Annotated in this window: 20 protein-coding genes, 1 pseudogene and 1 CRISPR repeat array; of the genes and pseudogenes, 19 read left to right on the top strand and 2 right to left on the bottom strand. The window is 40.8% G+C overall.

Annotated elements, in window-relative coordinates; genetic code table 11:
* Positions 1–321: 321 nt before the first annotated feature.
* From HMPREF1128_RS10375 to cas2, 10 genes and pseudogenes are all read left to right on the top strand, one after another.
* Positions 322–522: pseudogene (locus HMPREF1128_RS10375) on the top strand (hypothetical protein); the annotation flags it as partial.
* Between the two features lie 132 nt (positions 523–654).
* Positions 655–3,147, top strand: a complete 2,493-nt coding sequence (locus HMPREF1128_RS03100) for a CRISPR-associated helicase/endonuclease Cas3 (protein WP_010129883.1) — start codon at positions 655–657, stop codon at positions 3,145–3,147.
* A gap of 8 nt (positions 3,148–3,155) precedes the next feature.
* Entirely contained in the window at positions 3,156–3,887 is a 732-nt protein-coding gene (gene cas5c, locus HMPREF1128_RS03105) for a type I-C CRISPR-associated protein Cas5c (RefSeq protein ID WP_007524461.1), read from the top strand.
* Positions 3,884–5,920: a type I-C CRISPR-associated protein Cas8c/Csd1 gene (gene cas8c / locus HMPREF1128_RS03110; protein WP_007524562.1), complete on the top strand. Its 2,037-nt coding sequence runs from the start codon at positions 3,884–3,886 to the stop codon at positions 5,918–5,920. Before cas5c ends, cas8c begins: the two co-directional genes overlap by 4 nt.
* Before the next feature lie 22 nt (positions 5,921–5,942).
* A complete protein-coding gene (gene cas7c, locus HMPREF1128_RS03115) occupies positions 5,943–6,782 on the top strand; it encodes a type I-C CRISPR-associated protein Cas7/Csd2 (protein ID WP_007524600.1) in 840 nt (279 codons plus the stop codon).
* A 13-nt stretch (positions 6,783–6,795) separates the two neighbouring features.
* Positions 6,796–7,452, top strand: coding sequence for a CRISPR-associated protein Cas4 (cas4, locus tag HMPREF1128_RS03120; protein ID WP_007524822.1), 657 nt, complete (start codon positions 6,796–6,798; stop codon positions 7,450–7,452).
* 25 nt (positions 7,453–7,477) lie between these two features.
* Positions 7,478–7,741 carry a hypothetical protein gene (locus HMPREF1128_RS03125; RefSeq protein WP_010129881.1) on the top strand — a complete coding sequence of 88 codons (264 nt, stop codon included), beginning with the start codon at positions 7,478–7,480 and terminating at the stop codon, positions 7,739–7,741.
* Between the two features lie 3 nt (positions 7,742–7,744).
* On the top strand, positions 7,745–8,686 hold the full coding sequence (locus HMPREF1128_RS03130) for an LPO_1073/Vpar_1526 family protein (protein ID WP_007524278.1): 942 nt from the start codon (positions 7,745–7,747) through the stop codon (positions 8,684–8,686).
* A 143-nt stretch (positions 8,687–8,829) separates the two neighbouring features.
* Positions 8,830–9,843, top strand: coding sequence for a type I-C CRISPR-associated endonuclease Cas1c (gene cas1c / locus HMPREF1128_RS03135; RefSeq protein WP_007524424.1), 1,014 nt, complete (start codon positions 8,830–8,832; stop codon positions 9,841–9,843).
* 3 nt (positions 9,844–9,846) lie between these two features.
* The gene (gene cas2 / locus HMPREF1128_RS03140) at positions 9,847–10,140 is read left to right on the top strand and encodes a CRISPR-associated endonuclease Cas2 (protein ID WP_007525467.1); all 294 of its coding nucleotides are present in this window, start codon (positions 9,847–9,849) and stop codon (positions 10,138–10,140) included.
* A 190-nt stretch (positions 10,141–10,330) separates the two neighbouring features.
* A CRISPR array of direct repeats spans positions 10,331–11,095; the repeat unit is 32 nt; unit sequence GCAGCCGCCTTCGGGCGGCTGTGTGTTGAAAC.
* Positions 11,096–11,191: 96 nt separating this feature from the next.
* On the opposite strand, the gene HMPREF1128_RS03145 is transcribed toward cas2, so the two are convergent.
* On the bottom strand, positions 11,192–11,893 hold the full coding sequence (locus tag HMPREF1128_RS03145; protein ID WP_035530222.1) for a 3-deoxy-D-manno-octulosonic acid kinase: 702 nt from the start codon (positions 11,891–11,893) through the stop codon (positions 11,192–11,194).
* A gap of 97 nt (positions 11,894–11,990) precedes the next feature.
* Here HMPREF1128_RS03145 and folE point away from each other — a divergent pair, with 97 nt between their 5' ends.
* Both folE and truA read left to right on the top strand, forming a co-directional pair.
* A complete protein-coding gene (gene folE, locus HMPREF1128_RS03150; RefSeq protein ID WP_007525494.1) occupies positions 11,991–12,647 on the top strand; it encodes a GTP cyclohydrolase I FolE in 657 nt (218 codons plus the stop codon).
* 64 nt (positions 12,648–12,711) lie between these two features.
* Positions 12,712–13,503, top strand: coding sequence for a tRNA pseudouridine(38-40) synthase TruA (truA, locus tag HMPREF1128_RS03155; protein ID WP_007524605.1), 792 nt, complete (start codon positions 12,712–12,714; stop codon positions 13,501–13,503).
* Between the two features lie 57 nt (positions 13,504–13,560).
* Here truA and hpf read toward each other — a convergent pair whose 3' ends face one another.
* Positions 13,561–13,845, bottom strand: a complete 285-nt coding sequence (gene hpf, locus HMPREF1128_RS03160) for a ribosome hibernation-promoting factor, HPF/YfiA family (protein ID WP_007525155.1) — start codon at positions 13,843–13,845, stop codon at positions 13,561–13,563.
* Between the two features lie 161 nt (positions 13,846–14,006).
* Here hpf and HMPREF1128_RS03165 point away from each other — a divergent pair, with 161 nt between their 5' ends.
* From HMPREF1128_RS03165 to gyrB, 7 genes are all read left to right on the top strand, one after another.
* A complete protein-coding gene (locus tag HMPREF1128_RS03165; RefSeq protein ID WP_007524655.1) occupies positions 14,007–14,948 on the top strand; it encodes a Kdo(2)-lipid IV(A) acyltransferase in 942 nt (313 codons plus the stop codon).
* Between the two features lie 123 nt (positions 14,949–15,071).
* Positions 15,072–15,959, top strand: a complete 888-nt coding sequence (gene dapA / locus HMPREF1128_RS03170) for a 4-hydroxy-tetrahydrodipicolinate synthase (RefSeq protein WP_007524800.1) — start codon at positions 15,072–15,074, stop codon at positions 15,957–15,959.
* Positions 15,960–16,093: 134 nt separating this feature from the next.
* Entirely contained in the window at positions 16,094–17,758 is a 1,665-nt protein-coding gene (cydC, locus tag HMPREF1128_RS03175) for a heme ABC transporter ATP-binding protein/permease CydC (protein WP_007524455.1), read from the top strand.
* 73 nt (positions 17,759–17,831) lie between these two features.
* Complete coding sequence (hflD, locus tag HMPREF1128_RS03180) at positions 17,832–18,467, top strand: high frequency lysogenization protein HflD (RefSeq protein WP_007524721.1); 636 nt, start codon at positions 17,832–17,834, stop codon at positions 18,465–18,467.
* 25 nt (positions 18,468–18,492) lie between these two features.
* Positions 18,493–19,863, top strand: coding sequence for an adenylosuccinate lyase (gene purB, locus HMPREF1128_RS03185; RefSeq protein ID WP_007525455.1), 1,371 nt, complete (start codon positions 18,493–18,495; stop codon positions 19,861–19,863).
* A 132-nt stretch (positions 19,864–19,995) separates the two neighbouring features.
* A complete protein-coding gene (fdhD, locus tag HMPREF1128_RS03190; protein WP_007525287.1) occupies positions 19,996–20,805 on the top strand; it encodes a formate dehydrogenase accessory sulfurtransferase FdhD in 810 nt (269 codons plus the stop codon).
* Positions 20,806–20,907: 102 nt separating this feature from the next.
* The gene (gene gyrB, locus HMPREF1128_RS03195; RefSeq protein ID WP_007524937.1) at positions 20,908–23,337 is read left to right on the top strand and encodes a DNA topoisomerase (ATP-hydrolyzing) subunit B; all 2,430 of its coding nucleotides are present in this window, start codon (positions 20,908–20,910) and stop codon (positions 23,335–23,337) included.
* The last annotated feature ends 27 nt before the right edge of the window (positions 23,338–23,364 follow it).

Here is a 23,364-nt window from a genome sequence, read left to right on the forward strand (position 1 = left end):
GCTCCATAAAAGAAAGGAAAAATAGTTGAGTTATATATAAGGATTTTACGCCGAGAGGAAGAAAGAGAGAATAATCAAAAATGGGTATGTGTTCGTATTCTTTATTGACTAAAACGGATAATTTTGGAGTGAAATTCATAAACTTCAAACAATTTTAGAATTGCTATTGTCATTTTAATCTTAATGTTATATAAATTTGACTTAGACAATTACTATAATAAAAAATTCATGTTTAACGTATATTTTAAGGATTAAAATATGGACGAAACTTCTTCTTGCTATATTCAAACTCAATCATACTACGCCCATTCTGCGCAAGATAAACATCTTGACGGCACGTTCCACCTAACCATCCTAATGTGTGCCAAACACCGCAGCCAAAAGTTCGATGAGAGCCGAGGTCGTCTGAAAAACGGTAAATCCTACCGCGTCATCGCCACTTCATTAATTGAAGCCGGTGTGGATGTGGATTTCCCGCTGGTAATGCGTGCCGAAGCAGGCTTAGACAGCGTTGCCCAAGCCACCGTTATGCGCTTGACCGCTGACAACTTTTCAGACGACCTCATTCCACAGATTTTCGACTTTTCAACACTTCAAGCTAATTTATATAGCTTGTTCGTTAAATTTTGCGCGTTTTGAATTTGGAGAATCGATGTGAATTTCAACTATATAGCCCATGTCCGCAAAGCAGACGGGCAACCGCAATCTTTGCAAACCCATCTGACGGAAACCTCCGAGATCGCCAAATTATTGGCAGCCAAGCTGGATTTGGAGCAGGAGGGCGAGTTACTCGGACTCATGCACGATTTCGGCAAATATTCTCACAAATTCCAAAAATATATCCACGATGAAACTGGGTTGTTCAATCCTGACTTGGATGATGAAGAAAGTACGCCGAACGGCAGTAAAGTGGATCATTCCACCGCCGGTGCACAATGGGTTTACCGCGAATTGAGAAAAATTGGTGCAGAGCAGGGCATCGGCGAATTGTTCGGACAAATGCTGGGTTTATGCATAGCATCACACCACGGTGAAGGCTTGATTGACTGTTTGGATGGAGAGGGTAATCCGAAATGGATTGAGCGGTTTAATAAAACTGATGAACTGACGCATTTGGCAGAATGCGAGCAAAATGCCGATGAAGTCGTTCAGCAAAAAGCACATGAATTGGCAGGAGAAAACCTGATTCGCAACCTGCTCAAAGCAGTAAAACTGATACTTTCCGATTCAACGACTAATGACAAAATTAAAGAATTCTATCTCGGCTGCCTGACCCGCTTTTTATTCAGCTGCCTGATTGATGCCGATCGTATCAACAGTTCGGATTTTGAACGGGAAGCGCAAAAAGAAGTCCGTCGCTTGACGGAAAAACCTGATTGGCAAATGGTGATTGATCAAGTGGAAGCCAAATTAGCAGGTTTTCAAAACCGTTATCCTATTGACGAAATCCGCCGTCGAATTTCCAGCGACTGTCTAAAAAGAGCGGTCGACCCTCAAGGTATTTATACACTCACAGTGCCGACCGGCGGCGGTAAAACATTGGCCAGTCTGCGCTATGCCCTTCATCATGCGCAAAAGCACAATCTAGATCGCATCATCTACATCATTCCCTATACTTCCATCATCGATCAAAACGCCCAAGTCGTACGCGAAATTCTTGGCGAAGATTGGGTACTGGAACATCATTCTAATCTAGAACCCGAAAAGCAAAGCTGGCAGGACAAACTGCTGTGCGAAAACTGGGATAAACCCATTGTCTTCACCACGATGGTGCAGTTTCTAGATGCGTGGTTCGGCGGCGGTACGCGCGGCGCGCGCCATATCCACCCCATGACCAATAGCGTTTTGATTTTTGATGAAATTCAAACTTTGCCGGTGAAATGCGTCCATCTGTTTTGCAACGTATTAAATTGGCTAACGAAATTCGGTAAAAGCACGGCGGTTTTGTGTACGGCGACGCAGCCTTTGCTCGGCGAATTGGGTTTGCAGAATTTTCCTGAAGATAAAAGGGGAGCCATTACCGCACGTGGTTTGTTAAGATTGCCTGAAAACGCTGAAATCATGGGCAAGTATCAGGATTTAGATAAATTATTTGCTGATTTATCACGCGTAGAAATCCGATTCAACGAAAAATCAGGCGGTTGGAATGTGGAAGAAGCAGGCACATTTTTGCTGGAACAATTTCAGACGACCCCAAGCTGCCTGTTTATCGTCAATACAAAAAAATGGGCGCAGGAGCTTTATCAATATTGCCAAAAGCAGAATGTGCCGCCAGAGGCCTTGTTTCATTTAAGCACCCACCAATGCGCGGCGCACCGCAAAGCGATTTTTGACACTATCAAAGCTCGTCTAGAAAACAAAGAACCAGTTATCTGCATCAGCACCAAGTTGATTGAAGCAGGCGTGGATATTTCCATGGCTTGCGTGATTCGTGCTTTGGGCGGATTGGACAGCATTGCCCAAGCGGCGGGGCGTTGCAACCGGCATAAAGAAGTAGATAAAGGATTGGTTTATGTATTGAATTTACAGGAGACAGATTTCTCACAGATACTTCCTGACATTGCAGTTGGGAAGGAAAAAGCGGCAACTATTTTCAGAGAGTTTGAAGAAAAAGATATATTACAGCCCAAAGCCATGAGTCGATATTTTGAGCTTTATTTTTATAATCGTAGCGATGAGATGGTATATCTCATAAATGAAAAAGACAAAAATGATGGTTTACTGCACTGGTTAAGCGATAACTGCTTCAATGCCGGAGCAAAATTTAAAGGCTATTTCAAGAATGATATTTTGAGAAAGCGTGATTTATATCCGTTACTTATGCAGTCCTTTAAAAGTGCAGGACGTATTTTCCAAGTTATTGATGCTCCAACCCGCTCCGTGATTGTGCCGTATGGTAAAGGCAAGGAATACATCACTACTTTATGTGGGGCGTGGGATGTAAAAGAGATGAGTGAAGCAAAGAAAAAAGCCCAGTCTTACAGCGTGAACGTCTTTCCAAAAGTGTGGAATAAGTTACAAGAGAAAAAAGCTCTGCATGAAACCATTAAAGGTTCGGGCATTTATTATCTAGATGAATGCCATTACAACAATGAATTCGGCTTGTCTTTAGATAAGATAAGCGAAATGACTTGCTATATATCTTAAGGAGTAATATGGACTATAACAACCATAAATTCAGTTTCCGTGTCTGGGGGCGGCAAGCCTTGTTTACCGACCCCGTCACCAAAATTGGCGGCGAAAAATTCAGCTACCAAGTGCCGACATACGAAGCCATTAAAGGCATCGTTAAGAGCATCTATTGGAAACCCACCTTGATTTGGTATATCGACCGCATCCGTGTGATGAAACCCATCCGCACCCAAAGCAAGTCCACCAAGCCACTGGATTGGAACGGCGGCAATACTTTGGCGATTTACACCTTTTTGCAGGACGTGGAATACCAAGTAGAAGCCCATTTTGAATGGAATGATCATTGGGAAGAATTGGCAGGCGACCGCAATTTCGGCAAACATATCGCCATTGCCAGAAGAATGTTGGAACGTGGCGGGCGGCAGGATATTTTTCTTGGCACGCGCGATTGCCAAGGCTATGTCGAGCCATGCACTTTCGGCGAAGGCGAAGGGTTTTACGATGAAATCGATAATTTAGATTTTGGCCTGATGTTCCATAGTTTCGGCTATCCCGAAGAAACTGGAAAGCCTGAATTGGTCAGTCGTTTTTGGATGGCGAATATGCAAAATGGTGTGATTGAATTTCCAAGCATCAATGACACAGAAGGTCGTCTAAAAACTCGATTTATCCGTAAAATGAAGCCTGAAAAACCGTTTAAGCGCGGCGAGAATGTGGAACTGGTGGAAGATGAAGCCAAGGAGCTGGGGTTATGAGCTGGATGCAGAAACTTTATCAGACGTATGAATATGTCCAAGAACAAGGTTTGGATGATGAAGACTTGGCATTGCCGTTTCATATGTCTAAAGCGGTTCACTTAAGAGTAGTTTTAAATGACAAAGCGGAGCTTGTTCATGCAGAATCAATTAAAAGACAATTACCTATTCAGGCACCTGAAAACGTATTAAATAAAGCAGGTTCAACAATAGCTCCTAGTGCACTTCATGATAGTTTGAAATATATTGCTAAAACGGCAGAAAAATATCTGACTATTGAATATATTAGCGAAGTGGCAAAGAAGAGAGCTCCACAAAAAGGCGGAAAAAAATGGCAAGAATTTTTAGTAGGCTCAGAAGATAAGAAGCGACAATTTCTAGATAAACAAAAGCAAGAATATAAGGAAAGTTTTATAGCTTATGAAGAACAATTATTCAATTGGGTTCAATTTAGTAACCTACCAGAATTAAAAATTGTTTTGCAATATATTCAAAAAGGCTCATTGATTGAAGATTTGTTAGCGAAACAGATTTTTTCTTTCAAAGACAATATATTGTCGTCTGGAAAAAATGATCCTTTTAGCTTGACTGTTATATGGGCTGTTGAAATACCTAACGATCTACATTCTGATCTATGGAATAAGCCGCGGATACAGAATCAGTGGATTGAGTATCAAGAAAGTCTGATACAAAAAGGTCGCCATAAATCTTTATGTTGTATTACCGGAGATTTAGATTATCCGACTGAAGCCTATCCGAAAATAAACGGTAATGCCAAATTGGTTTCAGCTAACGATGATACCGGATTTACCTTTAGAGGAAGATTTTATGGTGATAAAGATAATGGAGCTAAATCAGAATTAGGCAGTCAGGCTGTGATACTAGGAAAAAATGCTTCACAGAAGGCATTTAGCGTATTGAAATGGATGATTAATCGACAAGGAATACGAAATGGTAAGCAAGTAATTTTAGCTTGGTCGAGCAATTGCATATCGGATGAAGATAAACTTCTATCAGATCTTTATCAAGACGATGTCGTTTATACTTCTTTATTTGCGAAAGATAATATTGATCATTCAGCTGATCTTGGTCTAAAAACTGTGGAACAATTAAAGAAAAAATTCCATGGCTATAAAGAAAAGCTGGCAGCTAATGAGCAGATTTCTTTATTAATGGTTGATGAGCCATCGAAAACGGGTGGCAGAATGTCTTTGACATTTTATCAAGAGAAATTAAGGGATGATTATTTCCGAGATTTAGACGAATGGCAGGATGATTTTGCTTGGTATCAAAAATATAAATCCTCTTGGATTTTTGCTGCACCGTCCTTAGAACGTATTGCAGAAGTAGTGTTAACCAAGACGGAGTTTGGAGATAAGGACAGAAAATCGAGAAGACAGCTTTATGCCCGCCTTCTGCCTGTGATTTCAGGTGGTAAATCGGTGCAGATCCCTTATGACTTGGTGCAAAAAAGTTTTCAGGTAGCCTGTAATCCTTTTGCAAATCATCGCCCCGAAGACGGAGAAAAAATCCGCTCTGAAAATTGGCAAAGAAACATCGGCGTCGCCTGTGCCTTATACAAAGGTTGGTACGCCCGTAAATATACATTACAACGGAGATATTCTATGAGTTTAGATACTAAAAACCGCTCGCGCGATTATTTGTATGGTCGATTAATTGCACAAGCAGAAAGCATGGAGTGGTATGCCTTATATTTGCAGAATGGCAAAAAAACACCGACTCGAGCAACTAATGCAGAACGTTATTTCCAGCAATTTGCACAAAGACCATATAGCACATGGAGAAATCTTGAAAGTGAGAAGTTGGTACCGTATAGAAATTATTTAACGAGTCAAGGAAAAGATTTCTATAAAGACGCCATTAGTGAAATTGTCGAGTTATTTGAAGTCAATGATTTCACCCGAGACGACAAATTAAGCGGTGAATTTCTTTTGGGCTATCACTGCCAAAAAATGGAAATAGCCCGCCGTATTGCCGAGCTTTCCGCCAACAAATCCAAAACTGATGAATAATCCAACTTAAAGGAAAACCAAAATGAGCTTAACCAAAAAAATCGACTTCGCCCTCATTCTGAAAGTAACCAACGCCAACCCTAACGGCGACCCTTTAAACGGCAACCGCCCGCGTGCTGATTTCCAAGGTTTCGGCGAAATGACCGATGTGTGCTTGAAACGTAAAATCCGCGACCGCCTGCAAGACGGTGGCGAGAGCATTTTTGTACAATCGGACGAAAAGAAAACCGATGGCATGACCAGCCTAGCCAACCGTGCTAAAGACAAAGATGTCGGCTTGGGTGCGGATGCCTTTAACGCCAAAAAAGCCAACAAAGATGATACCGCCAAGAAAGCCTGTGAAAAATGGCTGGACGTACGTAGCTTCGGACAAGTCTTTGCATTCAGCGGCGACGGCAGCAGCGGCATATCCATCGCCGTGCGCGGCCCCGTTACCATTCAATCCGCATTCAGCGTTGAGCCGATAAACATTACCAGCACCCAAATCACCAAAAGCGTCAGCGGCGAAGGCGATGGCACGAAAAAAAGCTCCGACACCATGGGCATGAAACACCGCGTCGATCACGGCGTGTACATTGCCTTTGGTGCGATGTCGCCGCAGCTTGCCGAGCGCACCGGCTTTTCAGACGACGATGCCGAAAAAATCAAAGCCGTACTCACCAAACTCTTTGAAGGCGACGCATCATCCGCCCGCCCCGAAGGCAGCATGCAGGTGTTGAAACTCATCTGGTGGGAGCACAACAGCAAATCAGGACAATACTCTTCCGCTAAAGTGCATGGCAGCCTGAAAGTGAATGCCGATGGTAGCTATGAACTGGAAAAACTTGATGGTTTAACTCCGCAAGAAATCGACGGCTTCTAAAATATTTAAAAAAATGACCGCACTTTCAACCGAAAGCCAAGGGGACAATCAGGACACGCGTCTGATTCCCCTTTCCGCCCTGCAACACTACGCCTTTTGTCCGCGCCAATGCGCGTTGATTCACAACGAGCAGGCGTGGGCGGAGAACTATTTGACCGCGCAGGGAAAGGCGCTGCATGAGCGGGTGGATTCGGGCGAGCCGGAAACGCGCAAGGGCGTGCGCTTTGAGCGGACGGTGCATGTGTCGGCGGAGAAGCTGGGCATCAGCGGCGTGTTGGATTTGGTGGAAGTGGATACAAAAACAGGCCGTCTGAAACCCGTGGAATACAAACGTGGCAAGCCCAAACCCGACCCGATGGACGAAATCCAGCTTTGCGCCCAAGGCTTGTGCCTGGAAGAAATGACGGGGCAAATCGTCTCTGATGGCGCGCTGTGGTATATGCAAACCCGCCACCGTATCCCCGTCGTGTTTTCAGACGACCTACGCACCCAAACTCTCGCCACCATCGCCGCCGTGCGCGAACTTCTAAACAGCGGACAAACTCCGCCGCCCGACTACGGCAAACGCTGCAAAGCCTGCTCGCTGGTGGAGATTTGCCAGCCGGAGTTGCTGGGGAAACGGGATAGGAGTGTGGGGTATGTAGCGGAGTTGTTTGGTAAATGCTTTTGATTTATTGGTATTTTTAGGAGAATATATGAAAATATTTTTCGTTATTGTTTGGTTGCTTTTGGCTTTTATTACAAATATTTTTGATAAGTCTTTTCTGGGATTGAATCCTAATAGCTGGTCCATGATATTTGGTGCTTTGTCGTTATTATTTGGAGCTAGTTACATGAGAGATAGATTTGTTAAAAATAATATAAGTGCTAATTTAAATGGAGATAATATACAAAATATTCAAAATTCTGGAAAAATTAATGGCAACATAAATATTAATCAAATAAACAAAAAGGATTAAAAAATGGTTTTGGGAAAAAAATTAACATTATCTCAGGGTGAAAATTCTGTATCTTTACAAAATCAAGGAGACATCACTGGTAATATAAATATTGGGCTTTCAGTTTCTGAAATTCAAAATCTATTTGAGGAACTATTTTCTGATAAGTTACCTAGCTTGATAGAAAATGCAAGATCTGAATCATATAGAGCCATTGCAGATTTAGCATTTAAATTCCATGAAAAGCTAAATTCAACTGTCGATGAGGCTGTAAGTGGTCGAATTGATGAAGAAATGGAGAAAAGATTTGCTTCTTCTGAAGTACAAAGTTTAATTAGTGAAATGGTTAACCAAGTTGGGACAAAGAATGATATTTCATTAAATGAGGTATTGGCAAATTTGTTAATGGATAAACTAAGTAGTAATAATAATGATTATTTAATCAATCAAGCTATATCATATCTAAAATACTTAAACAAGGATCAGGTGTTTTTCTTGTGTTTCATCAAATGCCTTAGAAAGCCTCTTTATGTTTCGGTTCAGCATGATGATGGAGAGTTTTATAGTGATTTTTTTAACGTTTATCAAAAGATTGTTAGTAATGTTAATTCAAAAGAATCCCAAACTAATTTAATACAACAGGCAAAGGAACTTTACAAGAAATATATAAACGGTATTTCAAAATTCTTTATGGAGAATATTTCTTCCCCTGTAAATATTGATTTACTCGCTTTGAATAATATGGTTTTTTCTGATAAATCTTATAAGATTAATACGTTAAAACTTTTGGGTGATTCTCTAGGCGTAAATAATTATAAAACAGAAAATATAAAAACTGACTTCCCAGATCTTATTGAGTTTATTGAATTTATGAAAATAGATGTTTCTGAATTTGACGCGTTAATTAAGCCATTAACTCCATTTGGAGAATGTATTGCGAAAAATTGCAATATAAAAATTGATTAAAAATCGTAGTGTGTATTTAGGCATGTATATTGATGGATTATTTGCTTTTTATTTCAAGCTATCTACAAGTATGATTTTTTAGACAGTCTAAATTGACAAGCCGGTTCAAAACAAAACTGCTGTCAAACCTTAAGGAGTTCTACATGCGCAAACTGCAAAACACACTCTATATCACCACCCAAGGCAGCTATCTGCATAAGGAGCGGGAGACGCTGGTGGTGGAGCAGGAGCGTAAGAAGGTGGCGCAGTTGCCGGTGCATTCCATCGGGCATATTTTCTGTTTCGGGAATGTGCTGGTATCGCCGTTTTTGTTGGGATTTTGCGGTGAAAATAATGTGAATTTGGCGTTTTTTACCGAAAACGGACGTTTCCTGGGACGGCTTCAGGGGCGGCAGAGCGGCAATGTGCTGTTGCGTCGGGCGCAGTATCGGGTGTCGGAGCAAAATCCCGTGCCAATTGCACGCAATATCATTGCGGCGAAGATTCAGGCGAGTAAGCGGGTGCTTCAGCGGCAGATTCGCAATTACGGCGAGAATGCGGCGATTCAAAGTGCGGTCGATGCTTTGAATATTTCGCTGCGGCAGTTGAAGGGCGCGGCCGAACTAGACGTGGTGCGTGGTATTGAGGGCGATGCGGCGGCGCGTTATTTCGGCGTGTTCGGGCAGCTTTTGAGCGAAAAAAGCGGTTTTTCTTTTGACGGGCGCAACCGCCGTCCGCCCAGAGACGGGGTGAATGCGCTGTTGTCGTTTGTGTACAGCATTTTAGGTAAGGATATCAGTGGCGCGCTGCAAGGCGTGGGGTTGGACCCTCAGGTGGGCTTTTTGCATGCCGACCGACCGGGGCGCGATAGTTTGGCGCAGGATATTTTGGAAGAATTCCGCGCGTGGTCGGCAGACAGGTTGGTGTTGTCGCTGATTAACCGAGGACAAATCAAACCGCAGGATTTTGTTACCGAGGCGAGTGGCGCGGTGAGCCTGAAGGCCGATGCGCGTAAGCTCTTGTTCCAAGCTTTGCAGGCGAAGAAGCAGGAGAAAATCGTTCATCCGTTTTTAGGCGAGGAAGTGGAAATCGGGCTGCTGCCGTATATTCAGGCCATGCTGTTGGCGCGGCACTTGCGCGGAGATTTAGCGGAATATCCGCCGTTTTTGATGAGATAAACTATGTTAATGCTGATTACTTACGACATTTCTTTTGACGATCCAAACGGGCGAGCACGATTGCGCCGCATCGCAAAACATTGCTTAGATTACGGCGTGCGGGCGCAATATTCGGTATTTGAATGTGATGTCACGCCCGACCAGTGGGTCATATTGAAAAACAAACTGTTGGAAACCTACGACCCCACATGTGACAGTCTGCGTTTTTATCATTTAGGCAGTAAATGGCGTAATAAAGTGGAACATCATGGCGCAAAACCGGCTGTTGATATATTTAAAGATATACTTGTCATTTAGTTCGCTAACCTATTGTTCTCATTAAAACCCTGATAGGATAGCGATCCTTATTTTCTTTAACAATTTGAATAAGTTAATAATTTGTGTAACAACTAAATGTTAGTTATACTTCCTGATACTCCTTATATTTTAAAGGATAGCGAAATACAGTAAATAACTTACTGATTTTTATCATCTTTTTATATAGGGAGCAGCCGCCTTCGGGCGGCTGTGTGTTGAAACATTAAAAAAGCGGCTTGCCTCCGCTTTAGTCTCAAGCAGCCGCCTTCGGGCGGCTGTGTGTTGAAACACTTTACACCAGTAGTTGCTGGCGCTGGCGCAAAAGCAGCCGCCTTCGGGCGGCTGTGTGTTGAAACGATAGGGATGCAAAAAAGGCCACCAATACTCCGCACGCAGCCGCCTTCGGGCGGCTGTGTGTTGAAACTTTTAAATGGTAAACAAGGAGAATCCATATGGAAGCAGCCGCCTTCGGGCGGCTGTGTGTTGAAACCGTCATATAGCGATCACGCGCGTAAGAAGTTACCCGCAGCCGCCTTCGGGCGGCTGTGTGTTGAAACCGGAAACAATTAACGCTACTCTTGATCAAGATGCGCAGCCGCCTTCGGGCGGCTGTGTGTTGAAACTTCAATAACAACAGTTGTGATACGTTTTTGTTGGCAGCCGCCTTCGAGCGGCTGTGTGTTGAAACCGTATGAATGGGCTTTATCTGAATTAGTCAAAGCGCAGCCGCCTTCGAGCGGCTGTGTGTTGAAACTGGTTAGGCTATTACCATAGCCGCGCCCCTTGCTTGCAGCCGCCTTCGAGCGGCTGTGTGTTGAAACTTTATATCTTGCTCGCATCCAATCAATATGGGAAAGCAGCCGCCTTCGAGCGGCTGTGTGTTGAAACTTTGAGTAATGTCGAGCGTGCAAAGTTTGTCTCGCGCAGCCGCCTTCGGGCGGCTGTGTGTTGAAACTTGCCGATCAAGAGAAATTAAAAGCAATGTTTGATGCAGCCACCTTCGGGTGGCTATTTTTACTTAATTGATTAAGAAAGGAAAAACTATCTATATTTATTCCCCATACCCTTCACAAATTGCTTGCCAATCGGTTTCATTAAAATGAATACCTAAGCGGGTTTGCTCTTTGTGAAAAGAGCGAAGAAGGCGGTTGAGGTTGTCTTTTTTCCAAGCATCATTGGGGTGAATTTTACATTTGTCAAAATCAATCAGCCAACATTGACCTTTCTCATCAAGCAAGATGTTATGAATATTTAGATCAGTATGGCAAACTTGGCGATCATGCATTGCGCGAATGACCTTTCCAATTTGATGATATTGCGCAAGAGGAAGAGGAGCTTGTTGTAACAATTTGCTTAGATCTTGCGTGTTAGGAATCTTTTCAATCATAATTTCTGCACGATAATAGCAGTGATGTTTTTCAATTTGAAAAGCAATAGGCTGTGGAACAGGTAGCCCCCATTGGTGCATTTGTTTAAGTAAATCAAACTCTTGTGCTGCACGTGTTTGAGCGAAAGACAGGAACCAATACTGATCTTTAACCAACTTACCAAATAATCCACCTCGATAATAATGACGTAAAACGATATCTCGCCCTAATTCGTGTTGTGCATTTAAAAACCAAGTAATACCGCGCCCTTTTGAATAGCCTAACAAGCGGTCAGATTTTTCAAAATTTTTGCAAGCGAAGAGTTGTTCGATAAATGGCTGTTCGGCGGTGGGGACTAAATCTGAATTAAAGTGCGTGTAAATCATATTGTTAATGTTATCTAAGCTGAATGAGCGCATTTTAGTGCTATTTTTTTTGATGTCAATTTGCTAGAATTCCGCTCTCAAATTTAGAGGAACCCGAATGAATATTATCTCCACTGAGGCGCAAAAAGTTCGCCAAGCATTGTTGGCTAAGGGCATTGAAACCCCAACAGTTGAATTAACTCAAGATAAAGATACTCGTCGTGCAGAAATTCAATCTCATATGCGACAGGTAATGGAATTACTTGGGCTGGATTTAACAGATGACAGTTTGGAAGAAACGCCACATCGCCTTGCAAAAATGTATGTTGATGAGATTTTCAGTGGGTTAGATTATGCAACATTCCCGAAAATTACGAATATTGAAAATCGCATGAAAGTAAGCGAAATGGTGTTGGTTGATGATATTACTTTAACTTCTACCTGCGAGCATCATTTTGTGACGATTGATGGTAAAGTTGCGGTGGCATATTACCCGAAAAAATGGGTGATTGGGCTGTCTAAAATTAACCGTGTGGTGCAATTTTTTGCACAACGCCCGCAGGTTCAAGAGCGTTTTACTGAACAGATTCTTACTGCATTTCAAACGATTTTAGAAACCGACGATGTTGCAGTTTATGTCAAAGCAACACACTTTTGTGTGAAATGTCGCGGGGTAAAAGATACCAACAGTTATACGGTAACCTCAGCATTCGGTGGTGTCTTCTTAGATGATCGAGAAACCCGCAAAGAATTTCTCCAGTTAATTCAAAAATAATTTTGCAAGCGGTCTGATTTCGTTAAAAAATGACTAAATTCGACCGCTTGTTCGTTAGATAAAGATGAAAATAGCATTAGGCATAGAATATGATGGCGCGCGTTATTTTGGTTGGCAACGCCAAGATGAGGTTGAAAGCGTACAACAAACATTAGAAACGGCACTTTCAAAGGTGGCCAATGCACACGTTGAGGTATTTTGTGCAGGTCGAACCGATTCAGGTGTGCATGGTACAGGACAGGTGGTGCATTTTGAAACTGATGCGATTCGTCCAATGCAAGCTTGGTGTTTTGGTACAAATGCTAATTTGCCAGATGATATTGCCGTGAAATGGGCGGTAGAAGTAGATGATTCATTTCATGCAAGATTTAGCGCAACGGCAAGACGTTATCGTTATATTATTCTAAATCAAAAATTACGCTCAGCCATTTTACCTAAAGGGGTATCGCATTATCATGTCGATTTAGATCATGAAAAAATGCATGAGGCAGGGCAGTATCTATTAGGTGAAAATGATTTTACCTCTTTTCGTGCTGCGAAATGTCAATCACATACGCCGTGGCGAAATGTACACCATCTTCAGGTAAGCCGCCGTCAGAATTATATTATTGTTGATATTCAAGCTAATGCTTTTGTTCATCATATGGTCAGAAATATTGTTGGCAGTTTGATTGAGGTAGGTCAAGGTAAACAACCGCCTATTTGGATAAAATGGCTACTTGAGCAAAAGGATAGAACATTAGCCGCACCAACGGCAAAAGCAGAAGGGTTATATTTAGTTGATGTGATTTATCCTGAACATTACGGCTTACCACATAGTTCACTCGGTCCGTTATTTTTGCCCGATGAAGCATAAAAAAACAGCTAATTAAGTAAACTCAATTAGCTGTTAATCAATTAGTTTAATGAGAAATTAATGTTCTTTTTTCTCTTTTAAGCGAATCAGTTGAGATTCTAATTTGGTTTGTACTTCATTGATTGCCGTATAGAGATCAGCATGCGTTGCTTTTGCAACTAAATCACCTAATGGAGAACCGATAGTTGCTTCTACTTCATAGTCATTAGGTTGTTTATGAATCATAAAGTGCGGATTGATAAGCTGGGTATGGAATTTATCCAATTTTGCCAAACGATCTTCAATATGACTACGAATAGCAGGGGTAATGTCCATTTGTTTACTAGAGATATTGAGTGTCATAATGTTGCCCTCTTTATGATTAGGTTGTGTTTTGGTTTAGTTTTAAAGTATGCTTTTCATAAGAAAATATCAAGGCTGATTACTGAATAAAAGTGAATTTTGTGATCTAGTTAACATTTTTAAATGCCCTTAGCCGATAATCTAAACAAAAAGAGGGAATAATGGACAGTAAGAGTAAATTTCCGCCATTTCAATGGCGTTTTCTTCATCCTCGTTATTGGGGATTATGGATTGGATTAGGTTTTTTCCGTTTACTACTTTGCCTACCTTATCCAGTATTAGTCTTTATTGGTAAAGGATTAGGCAAGATCTTTGCTGCATTAGGATTTGGTAAACGCCGTATTCGTATTGCGCGCCGTAATCTCTCACTTTGTTTTCCGCATTATAGTGAAGCAGAAATTGATCGTCTGATCGACCAAAATATTGAATCTGTCGGCATGGCGATTATTGAAACAGGGATGGCTTGGTTTTGGTCCGATAAACGTATTCTTAAATGGTCTCGCATTGAAGGATTAGAGTATCTGAAAAATCAACCTGAAGGAACAGGGATTATTTTTGTTGGAGTCCATTTTTTAACACTAGAATTAGGTGCAAGAATTGTTGGGTTACATCATCAAGGAATAGGCGTGTATCGCCCTAACGATAATCCGTTATTAGATTGGATTCAATTTCGCGGACGAGTACGTTCAAATAAAGCGATGTTAGATAGAAAAGATCTACGAGGCATGATTAAAGCATTGAAAAAAGGCGAAACCATTTGGTATGCACCAGATCATGATTATGGGCGTAAAAATAGCGTGTTTGTTCCGTTTTTTGCAGTAAAGGATGCGTGTACAACCACTGGCAGTTATATGCTACTGCGTTCAGCATCCAATAGCGAAGTGGTGCCATTCTCTCCAATTCGTCATGCGGATTATTCTGGCTATACAGTAAAAATTTCTCCAATGGTTGATTTTAGCGATTGCCAAAATGAATATGATACGGCTGTAAAAATGAATCAGCTCGTTGAGCAAGAAATCTTACAAGCACCAAGCCAATATATGTGGCTGCATCGACGCTTTAAAACCAGACCAGATATGGATTCACCAAGTCTTTACGATTAAAAATTTAGCACATCAATGTTAATTGATGTTTGAAAAGCATTTTTTAATAAAAAATACTTGCATATTTCAAATGAATTGCGCAAGCTATTGAACACACAAGCATCATAAAAAGAGGAAAATATTATGTCTATGCCTTTATTTCATGGCAGTATTGTTGCACTCGTTACGCCAATGACACATGGTGAAGTAAACTACACAGAATTAAAAAATTTAGTAGATTATCATGTAAAATCAGGTACGCACGCGATTGTCTCAGTGGGAACAACCGGAGAATCAACTACTTTAAGCATTGATGAAAATGTAAAAGTGATTAAAAAAACCGTTGAATTTGCTGATGGACGAATTCCAGTGATTGCAGGTACTGGCTCTAATGCAACAAGCGAAGCTATCACGCTCACTAAATTATTAACAAATTCAGGCGTTGCAGGTTGTTTAAGTGTTGTGCCTTACTACAATAAACCGACCCAAGAAGGCATGTATCTGCATTATAAAGCAATTGCGGAATCAACAGATTTACCTCAAATTTTATATAACGTACCAGGACGTACCGGTAGCGATTTAAAACCAGAAACGATTGCTCGTTTATCTAAAATTGAAAATATTGTGGGCGTTAAAGAAGCGACGGGTGATTTAAGTCGCTTACCGCTGATTAAGCAACTTGCAGGCGAAGATTTTATTTTCTTAAGCGGTGATGATGCAACCGGACTAGAGGCAATGAAATTAGGTGCTCAAGGCGTGATTTCTGTTACGAATAACGTTGCCGCAGCTGATATGGCAAAAATGTGTGAACTTGCATTAGCGGGTAAATTTGAAGAAGCGGATGCTATCAACCAGCGTTTAATGGCACTTCATCACGATCTGTTTATTGAAGCGAACCCAATTCCAGTTAAATGGGCAGCTTATAAATTAGGGTTAATTAGTGAACCGAATTTACGCTTGCCATTAACTACTTTATCAGAATCAGCACAACCAGTGGTATTAAAAGCATTACAACAAGCTGGATTGATTTAGTCTTTTTCAACATAAAAGCTCAATATGGATAATATTGAGCTTTTTTTGCGTTTTCTTGGTACAATCAGGCATAACTTCGCGAACAAGCGGTTAAAATGTTACAATTTTTTGCAAATATTTAATTAGATTCCTCAATGAAATCACTGATACCTTTTCTTTCTTTATACCGTACCCACTGGGGGCGTTTACTTCTCGGCGTTATTTTAGCGATTACCAGCCTTTCTGCTAGCATCGGTTTGTTAAGTTTATCTGGTTGGTTCCTTGCCGCTTCTTTTCTTGCTGGTTCTGCACTGGTTTTTAACTTCTTTTACCCATCTTCTGGTGTACGTGGTTTAGCGATTGGACGGACTGTTTCTCGTTATTTTGAACGTTTAGTGACTCATGATGCGACTTTTAGAGTACTCGCTAATTTACGCGTGACTATCTTTAAAAAATTGATTCCATTAAGTCCAAGTGGATTAAAGCGTTATCGTAATAGCGAATTATTGAATCGCTTAGTGGCTGATGTAGATACGTTAGATACCCTTTATTTAAATTTGGTTACGCCATTTGTAAGTGCCTTAATGGTGATTGCCTTTATGGCTATTGGCCTTTCTTTTGTTTCTGGCTTACTTGCAGTTATTATTTGCGGAACGTTATTAGCCTTATTAGCGATTTTTCCAACCGTTTTTTATCATTTAGGCAGAAAATTAGGACAGAATACCGTACAAAGTCGTGCGCAATATCGAGCACAGTTTATTGAATGGATTCAATTACACGCAGAATTCTTGTTATTTGGTTTAGTACCAGAAATGACGACAAAACTGCAAAAAACTGAAGAACAATGGTTAGAACAGCAAAGTAAAGAGAGTCATCTCACAGGCCTATCAAATGCTTTATTAGTTTTTTCAAATGGCATCTTGTTGTGCGTGGTCATCTATTTAATTTCTAGTGCGATTCATGCGCCAACGGCAGATTATCCACAAGCGTTAATTGCGTTAGTAATTTTCTGTGTGATGGCATCAACCGAAATTTTAATGCCGATTGGCGTGGCGTTTTTACACTTAGGTCAAGTTATTGCCGCGGCTGAGCGTCTTAATGAAATTACTGAACAACCCGCACAAGTGAGCTTTAATGGTTCAGCAACTTGGCAAGAAGTTGTATTAAATCAGCCCTTAATTAAATTTGATTCAGTCTCATTTGGCTATCCAATGCAATCAGAAATGGCAACTAAATCGATCTCTCTATCCATTAAAGCAGGTGAAAAAATTGCGATTGTAGGAAAAACGGGAAGTGGGAAATCCACCTTATTCCAATTACTTAATCGAAATTATGCACCTACAAGCGGTCGAATTTTGTTGAATCATTGCGAAATTGCGGATTATCCGGAAGCGGTGTTACGTCAACATTTAGTCACATTAAGCCAGCGTGTCCATATCTTTAATGCCTCATTAAAGCAAAATTTATTGATGGGGAATCCAAATGCTTCAGATGCACAATTACTTGAAGTGTTAGAAACGGTTGGTTTAGTTTATTTGAGCGAAGAGGGGCTATCTCTTTGGTTAGGCGAAGGTGGTCGACCGTTATCTGGCGGAGAGCAACGTCGTTTAGGGTTAGCACGAGTATTATTAAGTCAAGCAGATGTGATCTTATTAGATGAACCAACAGAAGGGTTAGATCGTGAAACCGAGCAGCTAATTTTACGATTGATTTTATCGCATTGTGCAAATAAAACCCTATTGATGATTACGCATCGCTTAAAAGGTTTATCTGAGTTTGATCGTATTTATCAGATAGATAATGGACAATTAGTCAATTAACCTGTTGAGCAACCTTAATTTAAAAGAAAACGAAAAAATGGTATATTTTCACGAAATTGTGAAATGGTAGTATATGGCAAATTATTCAGAAATTAGTATGGCTTATGCAGGTGTCTGCCAAGCTGCAAAATTAGTGCAAGAGTTAGCACATACTGGTCAAGTCGAACAGAAAGAGGCTTTTGAAACTTTAATTAAAAGTTTGTTGGTTACCTCCCCAGAATCTACGCTTAACGTTTATGGTGATAGCCTTGCTAATTTAAAAGTAGGCTTTGAAACTGCTATGGCGCAACTTAGCAGTGGCCAAGGTAAGCTAGATACTGAAATCGGGCGTTATTGGATTAGCTTATTAGCGCTTGGGCGTAAATTGAATCAAAACAGTGACGCAAAAACACAGTTAGCACAGCGTTTGCAGCAAATTAAACGTCAGCTTTCACTTTATGATGATAATGTGATGGCAGATCAAATGATTGCAAATTTAGCCGCTATTTATAGCGACATTATCAGCCCGCTTGGACAAAAAATTCACGTCTTTGGATTACAAGATTATTTAGTTCGCCCAGACATTCAACACAAAATTCGCGCGGTATTATTAGCCGGTATTCGTTCAGCGATTTTATGGCAGCAAGTGGGCGGTACCCGTTGGCAATTTTTATTTTCACGCCGTAAAATTTTTGACCATGCACGTGAACATTTTCAATCAATTTATTAACCATTGAATATACGGAGAAATCTTAATGGAACTGACAGCCTTAACCGCATTATCGCCAATTGATGGGCGCTATCAAGATAAAACAGCCGCGTTGCGCCCAATTTTTAGTGAATTCGGTTTATTAAAATATCGTGTGACAGTGGAAGTACGCTGGTTACAAAAACTGGCTTCGCACGCACAAATCAAAGAAGTTCCAGCTTTTTCTGAAAAAGCAAACGATTACCTTAATCAGATTGTTGCCAATTTCTCATTAGAAGACGCTAATCGAATTAAAGAAATTGAACGTACAACCAATCATGATGTAAAAGCGGTTGAATATTTCTTAAAAGAAAAATGTGAGGCGTTACCAGAATTACACGCGATAAATGAATTTATTCATTTTGCTTGCACCTCGGAAGATATCAATAATACTTCTCATGCGCTTATGCTTAAAACGGCGCGTGAAGAGGTGTTATTACCAGAATGGAAAAAAGTGATTGATGCAGTAACTGAGTTAGCAAAACGCTATCAGCATATTCCATTACTTTCTCGTACACATGGACAACCAGCTAGCCCAACGACGATTGGTAAAGAGATGGCAAACGTAGCTTATCGCCTACAACGCCAATACAAACAATTAGAAAATGTAGAAATTTTAGCGAAAATCAATGGGGCGGTAGGTAACTACAATGCGCATCTTTCGGCATATCCAGATGTTGATTGGCATACCTTTAGCCAAGAGTTTATTGAACAATCTTTAGGCGTGACTTGGAATCCATATACTACACAAATTGAACCACATGATTACATTGCTGAGTTCTTTGATTGTGTAGCTCGTTTTAATACGATCGTGATCGATTTTGACCGTGATATGTGGGGCTACATCGCATTAAATCATTTCAAACAACGTACCATTGCAGGGGAAATTGGATCTTCAACCATGCCACATAAAGTTAATCCAATCGATTTTGAAAACTCTGAAGGTAACTTAGGGTTAGCAAATGCGGTGATGACCCACTTAGGGCAAAAATTACCAATTTCTCGTTGGCAGCGTGATTTAACCGATTCTACGGTATTAAGAAATTTAGGTGTAGGATTAGGTTACGCGTTAATTGCTTATGCCTCAACCTTAAAAGGCATTAGTAAATTAGAGGTAAATGAACAGCATTTACGTGATGAGTTAAATCAAAACTGGGAAGTGTTGGCCGAACCTATTCAGACCGTAATGCGCCGTTATGGCATTGAAAAACCGTATGAAAAACTCAAAGAGTTAACACGTGGTAAACGTGTTGATGAGGCGGCAATGCGTGCCTTTATTGACAGTTTAGCTATTCCAGATGCAGAAAAAGCGCGCTTAAAAACAATGACACCGGCAACGTATATTGGGTATGCGGTTGAATTGGTTGAAAAACTATAAACCGAAATTTGTAAAATTTAATCAGAAAATGACCGCTTGTGAGCAATATAAGGCTTGCAAGCGGTCTGTTTTATTAGATAATTTACCATTATTTTAGGCAATGATTGCCGTTATCTGGAAATTGAGAAAAGCATGCAGACAAAAATCAAAACTGCCGCAATTAAATTGCAATTAACTAACGAAGCGCTTGTTCAAACAAAAGTGGAAGATAATGTAATCGCTGAAGTGCCAGTGGCTTTAGTGTATAACGGTATTTCCCATGCGGTGATGATGGCAACGCCGCAAGATTTAGAGGATTTTGCGCTTGGGTTTTCTTTAAACGAAGGCATTATTTCGAATAAATCTGAAATTTACGGCATGGATATTGTTCCTCAGTGTGAAGGGGTGGAAGTCCAAATTGAAATGGCAACCCGTTGTTTTGTTGCATTAAAAGAAAAACGCCGTGCGATGACTGGCCGAACAGGGTGCGGCATTTGTGGAGTAGAGCAGCTAGAACAGGTAAACCAAAGTCGCCAATTAGCACAAAAAAATGATCGCTTGAAACAAGTAAACCCGCATATTTTGGCAGAATGTTTAGCGCAATTAGAACAAGCTCAAACATTAGCGCAAGAAACTGGCGCGAGCCATGCAGCAGCCTTTTTCTCCTTAGACGGTAAGCTTCTGGCAATTCGAGAAGATGTGGGGCGACATGTCGCTTTAGATAAACTTATCGGTTGGTATGAAAAAGCAGAACGACCAGTTGGATTTGTCTTTGTGACTAGTCGGGCAAGTTTTGAAATGGTGCAAAAGTGTCTAGCTGTTGGCATTGAAATGCTGTGTGCTATTTCTGCAACAACGGAAATGGCGGTAAATTTAGCAAAAGAAAATCAATTTACGTTATTGGCATTTGCAAGAAAAGGGCGAGCCACAATTTATGCGGGAGAGCATCGTTTAGCGATTTAGTCCCTTTTTATCTTATATTTCGCCTTTTAGTGTTTTTCTGCTATAATTCCAACAATTTTTGGCATAAATGCCACCATTTTTTTGTTATGTTAGGAACAACGAATGTCTGAACTCAATCAACCGAATTACGATTCTTCAAGTATTAAAGTTTTACGTGGTCTGGATGCAGTAAGAAAGCGCCCAGGGATGTATATTGGTGATACCGATGACGGCACCGGTTTACATCACATGGTATTTGAAGTTGTTGATAACGCGATTGACGAAGCGTTAGCGGGTTATTGTAAAGACATTATCGTTACGATTCATTCAGATAACTCAGTTTCAGTGCAAGATGATGGCCGTGGTATTCCTGTTGGGATTCACCCAGAAGAAGGTGTGTCTGCAGCTGAAGTTATCATGACTGTACTTCACGCAGGTGGTAAATTCGATGATAACTCTTATAAAGTGTCTGGCGGTTTACACGGTGTAGGTGTTTCTGTAGTTAATGCACTTTCATCTAAATTGCAATTAACTATTCGCCGTGAAGGTCATGTTCACGAACAATTCTATAGCTTAGGTGAACCTGACGCACCATTAAGCATTATTGGTGATACTGAAAAAACAGGTACCATGGTGCGTTTTTGGCCAAGCCTAGAGATTTTCAAAAATAAAACTGATTTTGAATATAAAATCCTTTCAAAACGTTTGCGTGAACTTTCTTTCTTAAACTCTGGCGTATCTATTCGATTAGTTGATGAGCGTTCAGGTCAGGAAGAACATTTTAAATATGAAGGTGGGATTAAAGCCTATGTTGAGTATTTAAATGAAGGCAAAACGCATATTCATAATACGCCTTTCTATCTTTCTACTGAAAAAGATGGCATTGGCGTTGAAGTTTCTTTGCAATGGAACGATAGCTATAACGAAAACGTATATTGCTTTACCAATAATATTCCACAGCGTGATGGTGGTACGCACTTAGCAGGCTTCAGAGCAGCATTAACTCGTGCATTGAAAAACTACATGGATAATAGCGGTGTGCTTAAAAAAGCAGATGCGAATATTGATGCTTCAGGTGATGATGCGCGCGAAGGTTTAGTCGCAGTGATTTCTGTAAAAGTGCCTGATCCAAAATTCTCTTCACAAACAAAAGATAAATTGGTTTCTTCTGAAGTGCGTGGTGCAGTAGAAAGTACCATGAATGAAGCATTAGCAGAATATTTAGCTGAAAATCCAGATGATGCGAAAAATATCGTGACCAAAATTATTGATGCTGCACGTGCACGTGAAGCTGCGCGTAAAGCGCGTGAAATGACACGCCGTAAAGGTGCGTTAGATTTAGGTGGATTACCAGGTAAATTAGCGGATTGTCAGGAAAAAGATCCTGCGCTTTCAGAATTGTACTTGGTGGAGGGGGACTCTGCGGGTGGTTCGGCAAAACAAGGTCGTGATCGTAAAAACCAAGCGATTTTGCCATTGAAAGGGAAAATTTTAAATGTAGAGAAAGCACGCTTTGATAAAATGCTTTCTTCTCAAGAGGTTGCAACGTTAATTACCGCATTAGGAACGGGAATTGGTCGTGAAGATTATAACGTTGAGAAATTACGTTATCACAAAATCATTATCATGACCGATGCCGATGTCGATGGTGCGCATATTCGTACTTTATTGCTGACTTTCTTCTATCGTCAAATGCCAGAATTGATTGAAAACGGCTACATTTATATTGCGCAACCGCCACTATATAAAGTGAAAAAAGGTAAACAAGAGCGCTATATCCAAGATAATGATGAAATGGCGCAATATGAAGTTGATATTGCTTTAGAAGGTGCAGGGCTTTATGTTAGCGAAGATGCGCCAGCATTAAGTGGTGTGTCATTAGAAAGTTTAATTGGTCAGTATAATGATGTACAAAAACGTTTTGAACGTTTAGTTCGTCGCTACCCACAACCATTGTTAAATGAATTGATTTATACACCAGCACTTTCAGCTGAATTAGTGAAAGATCAAACAAAAATGACCGCTTGGGTAGAACAATTTGTCAACGCATTAGTGTCTAAAGAAACCAGTGGCAATTTCTACCGTGGTAATCTGTTCTTCAATGCTGAGCGCCAAATTTATGAGCCAGAAGTGATTGTTACTACACATGGTATGGATACAACTTATCGTATCGATTTTAATTTCATTTCTAGCCAAGAATACCAAAGCATTGTGGCATTAGGCGAACAACTAAACGATTTGTTAACCCCAACGGCCTATGTAATGCGCGGTGAACGACGTCAAGCAATTAGCAGTTTTGCAGAAGCTTTAGACTGGTTAGTGAAAGAATCTCGTAAAGGCTTAACGATTCAGCGCTATAAAGGATTAGGTGAGATGAATCCGGAACAGTTATGGGAAACAACGATGGATCCGGTTTCGCGTAAGATGTTACAGGTAAATATTACAGATGCTATTGCGGCAGATAAATTATTTAGCACGTTAATGGGCGATGAGGTAGAGCCACGACGTGACTTCATTGAAAGCAATGCATTGTATGCGCAATTAGATATTTAACAGAAAAAAGAAAGATAGCGAAAGTTA

This window comes from Haemophilus sputorum HK 2154 (assembly GCF_000287615.1).
Taxonomy (GTDB): Bacteria; Pseudomonadota; Gammaproteobacteria; order Enterobacterales; family Pasteurellaceae; genus Haemophilus_A; species Haemophilus_A sputorum.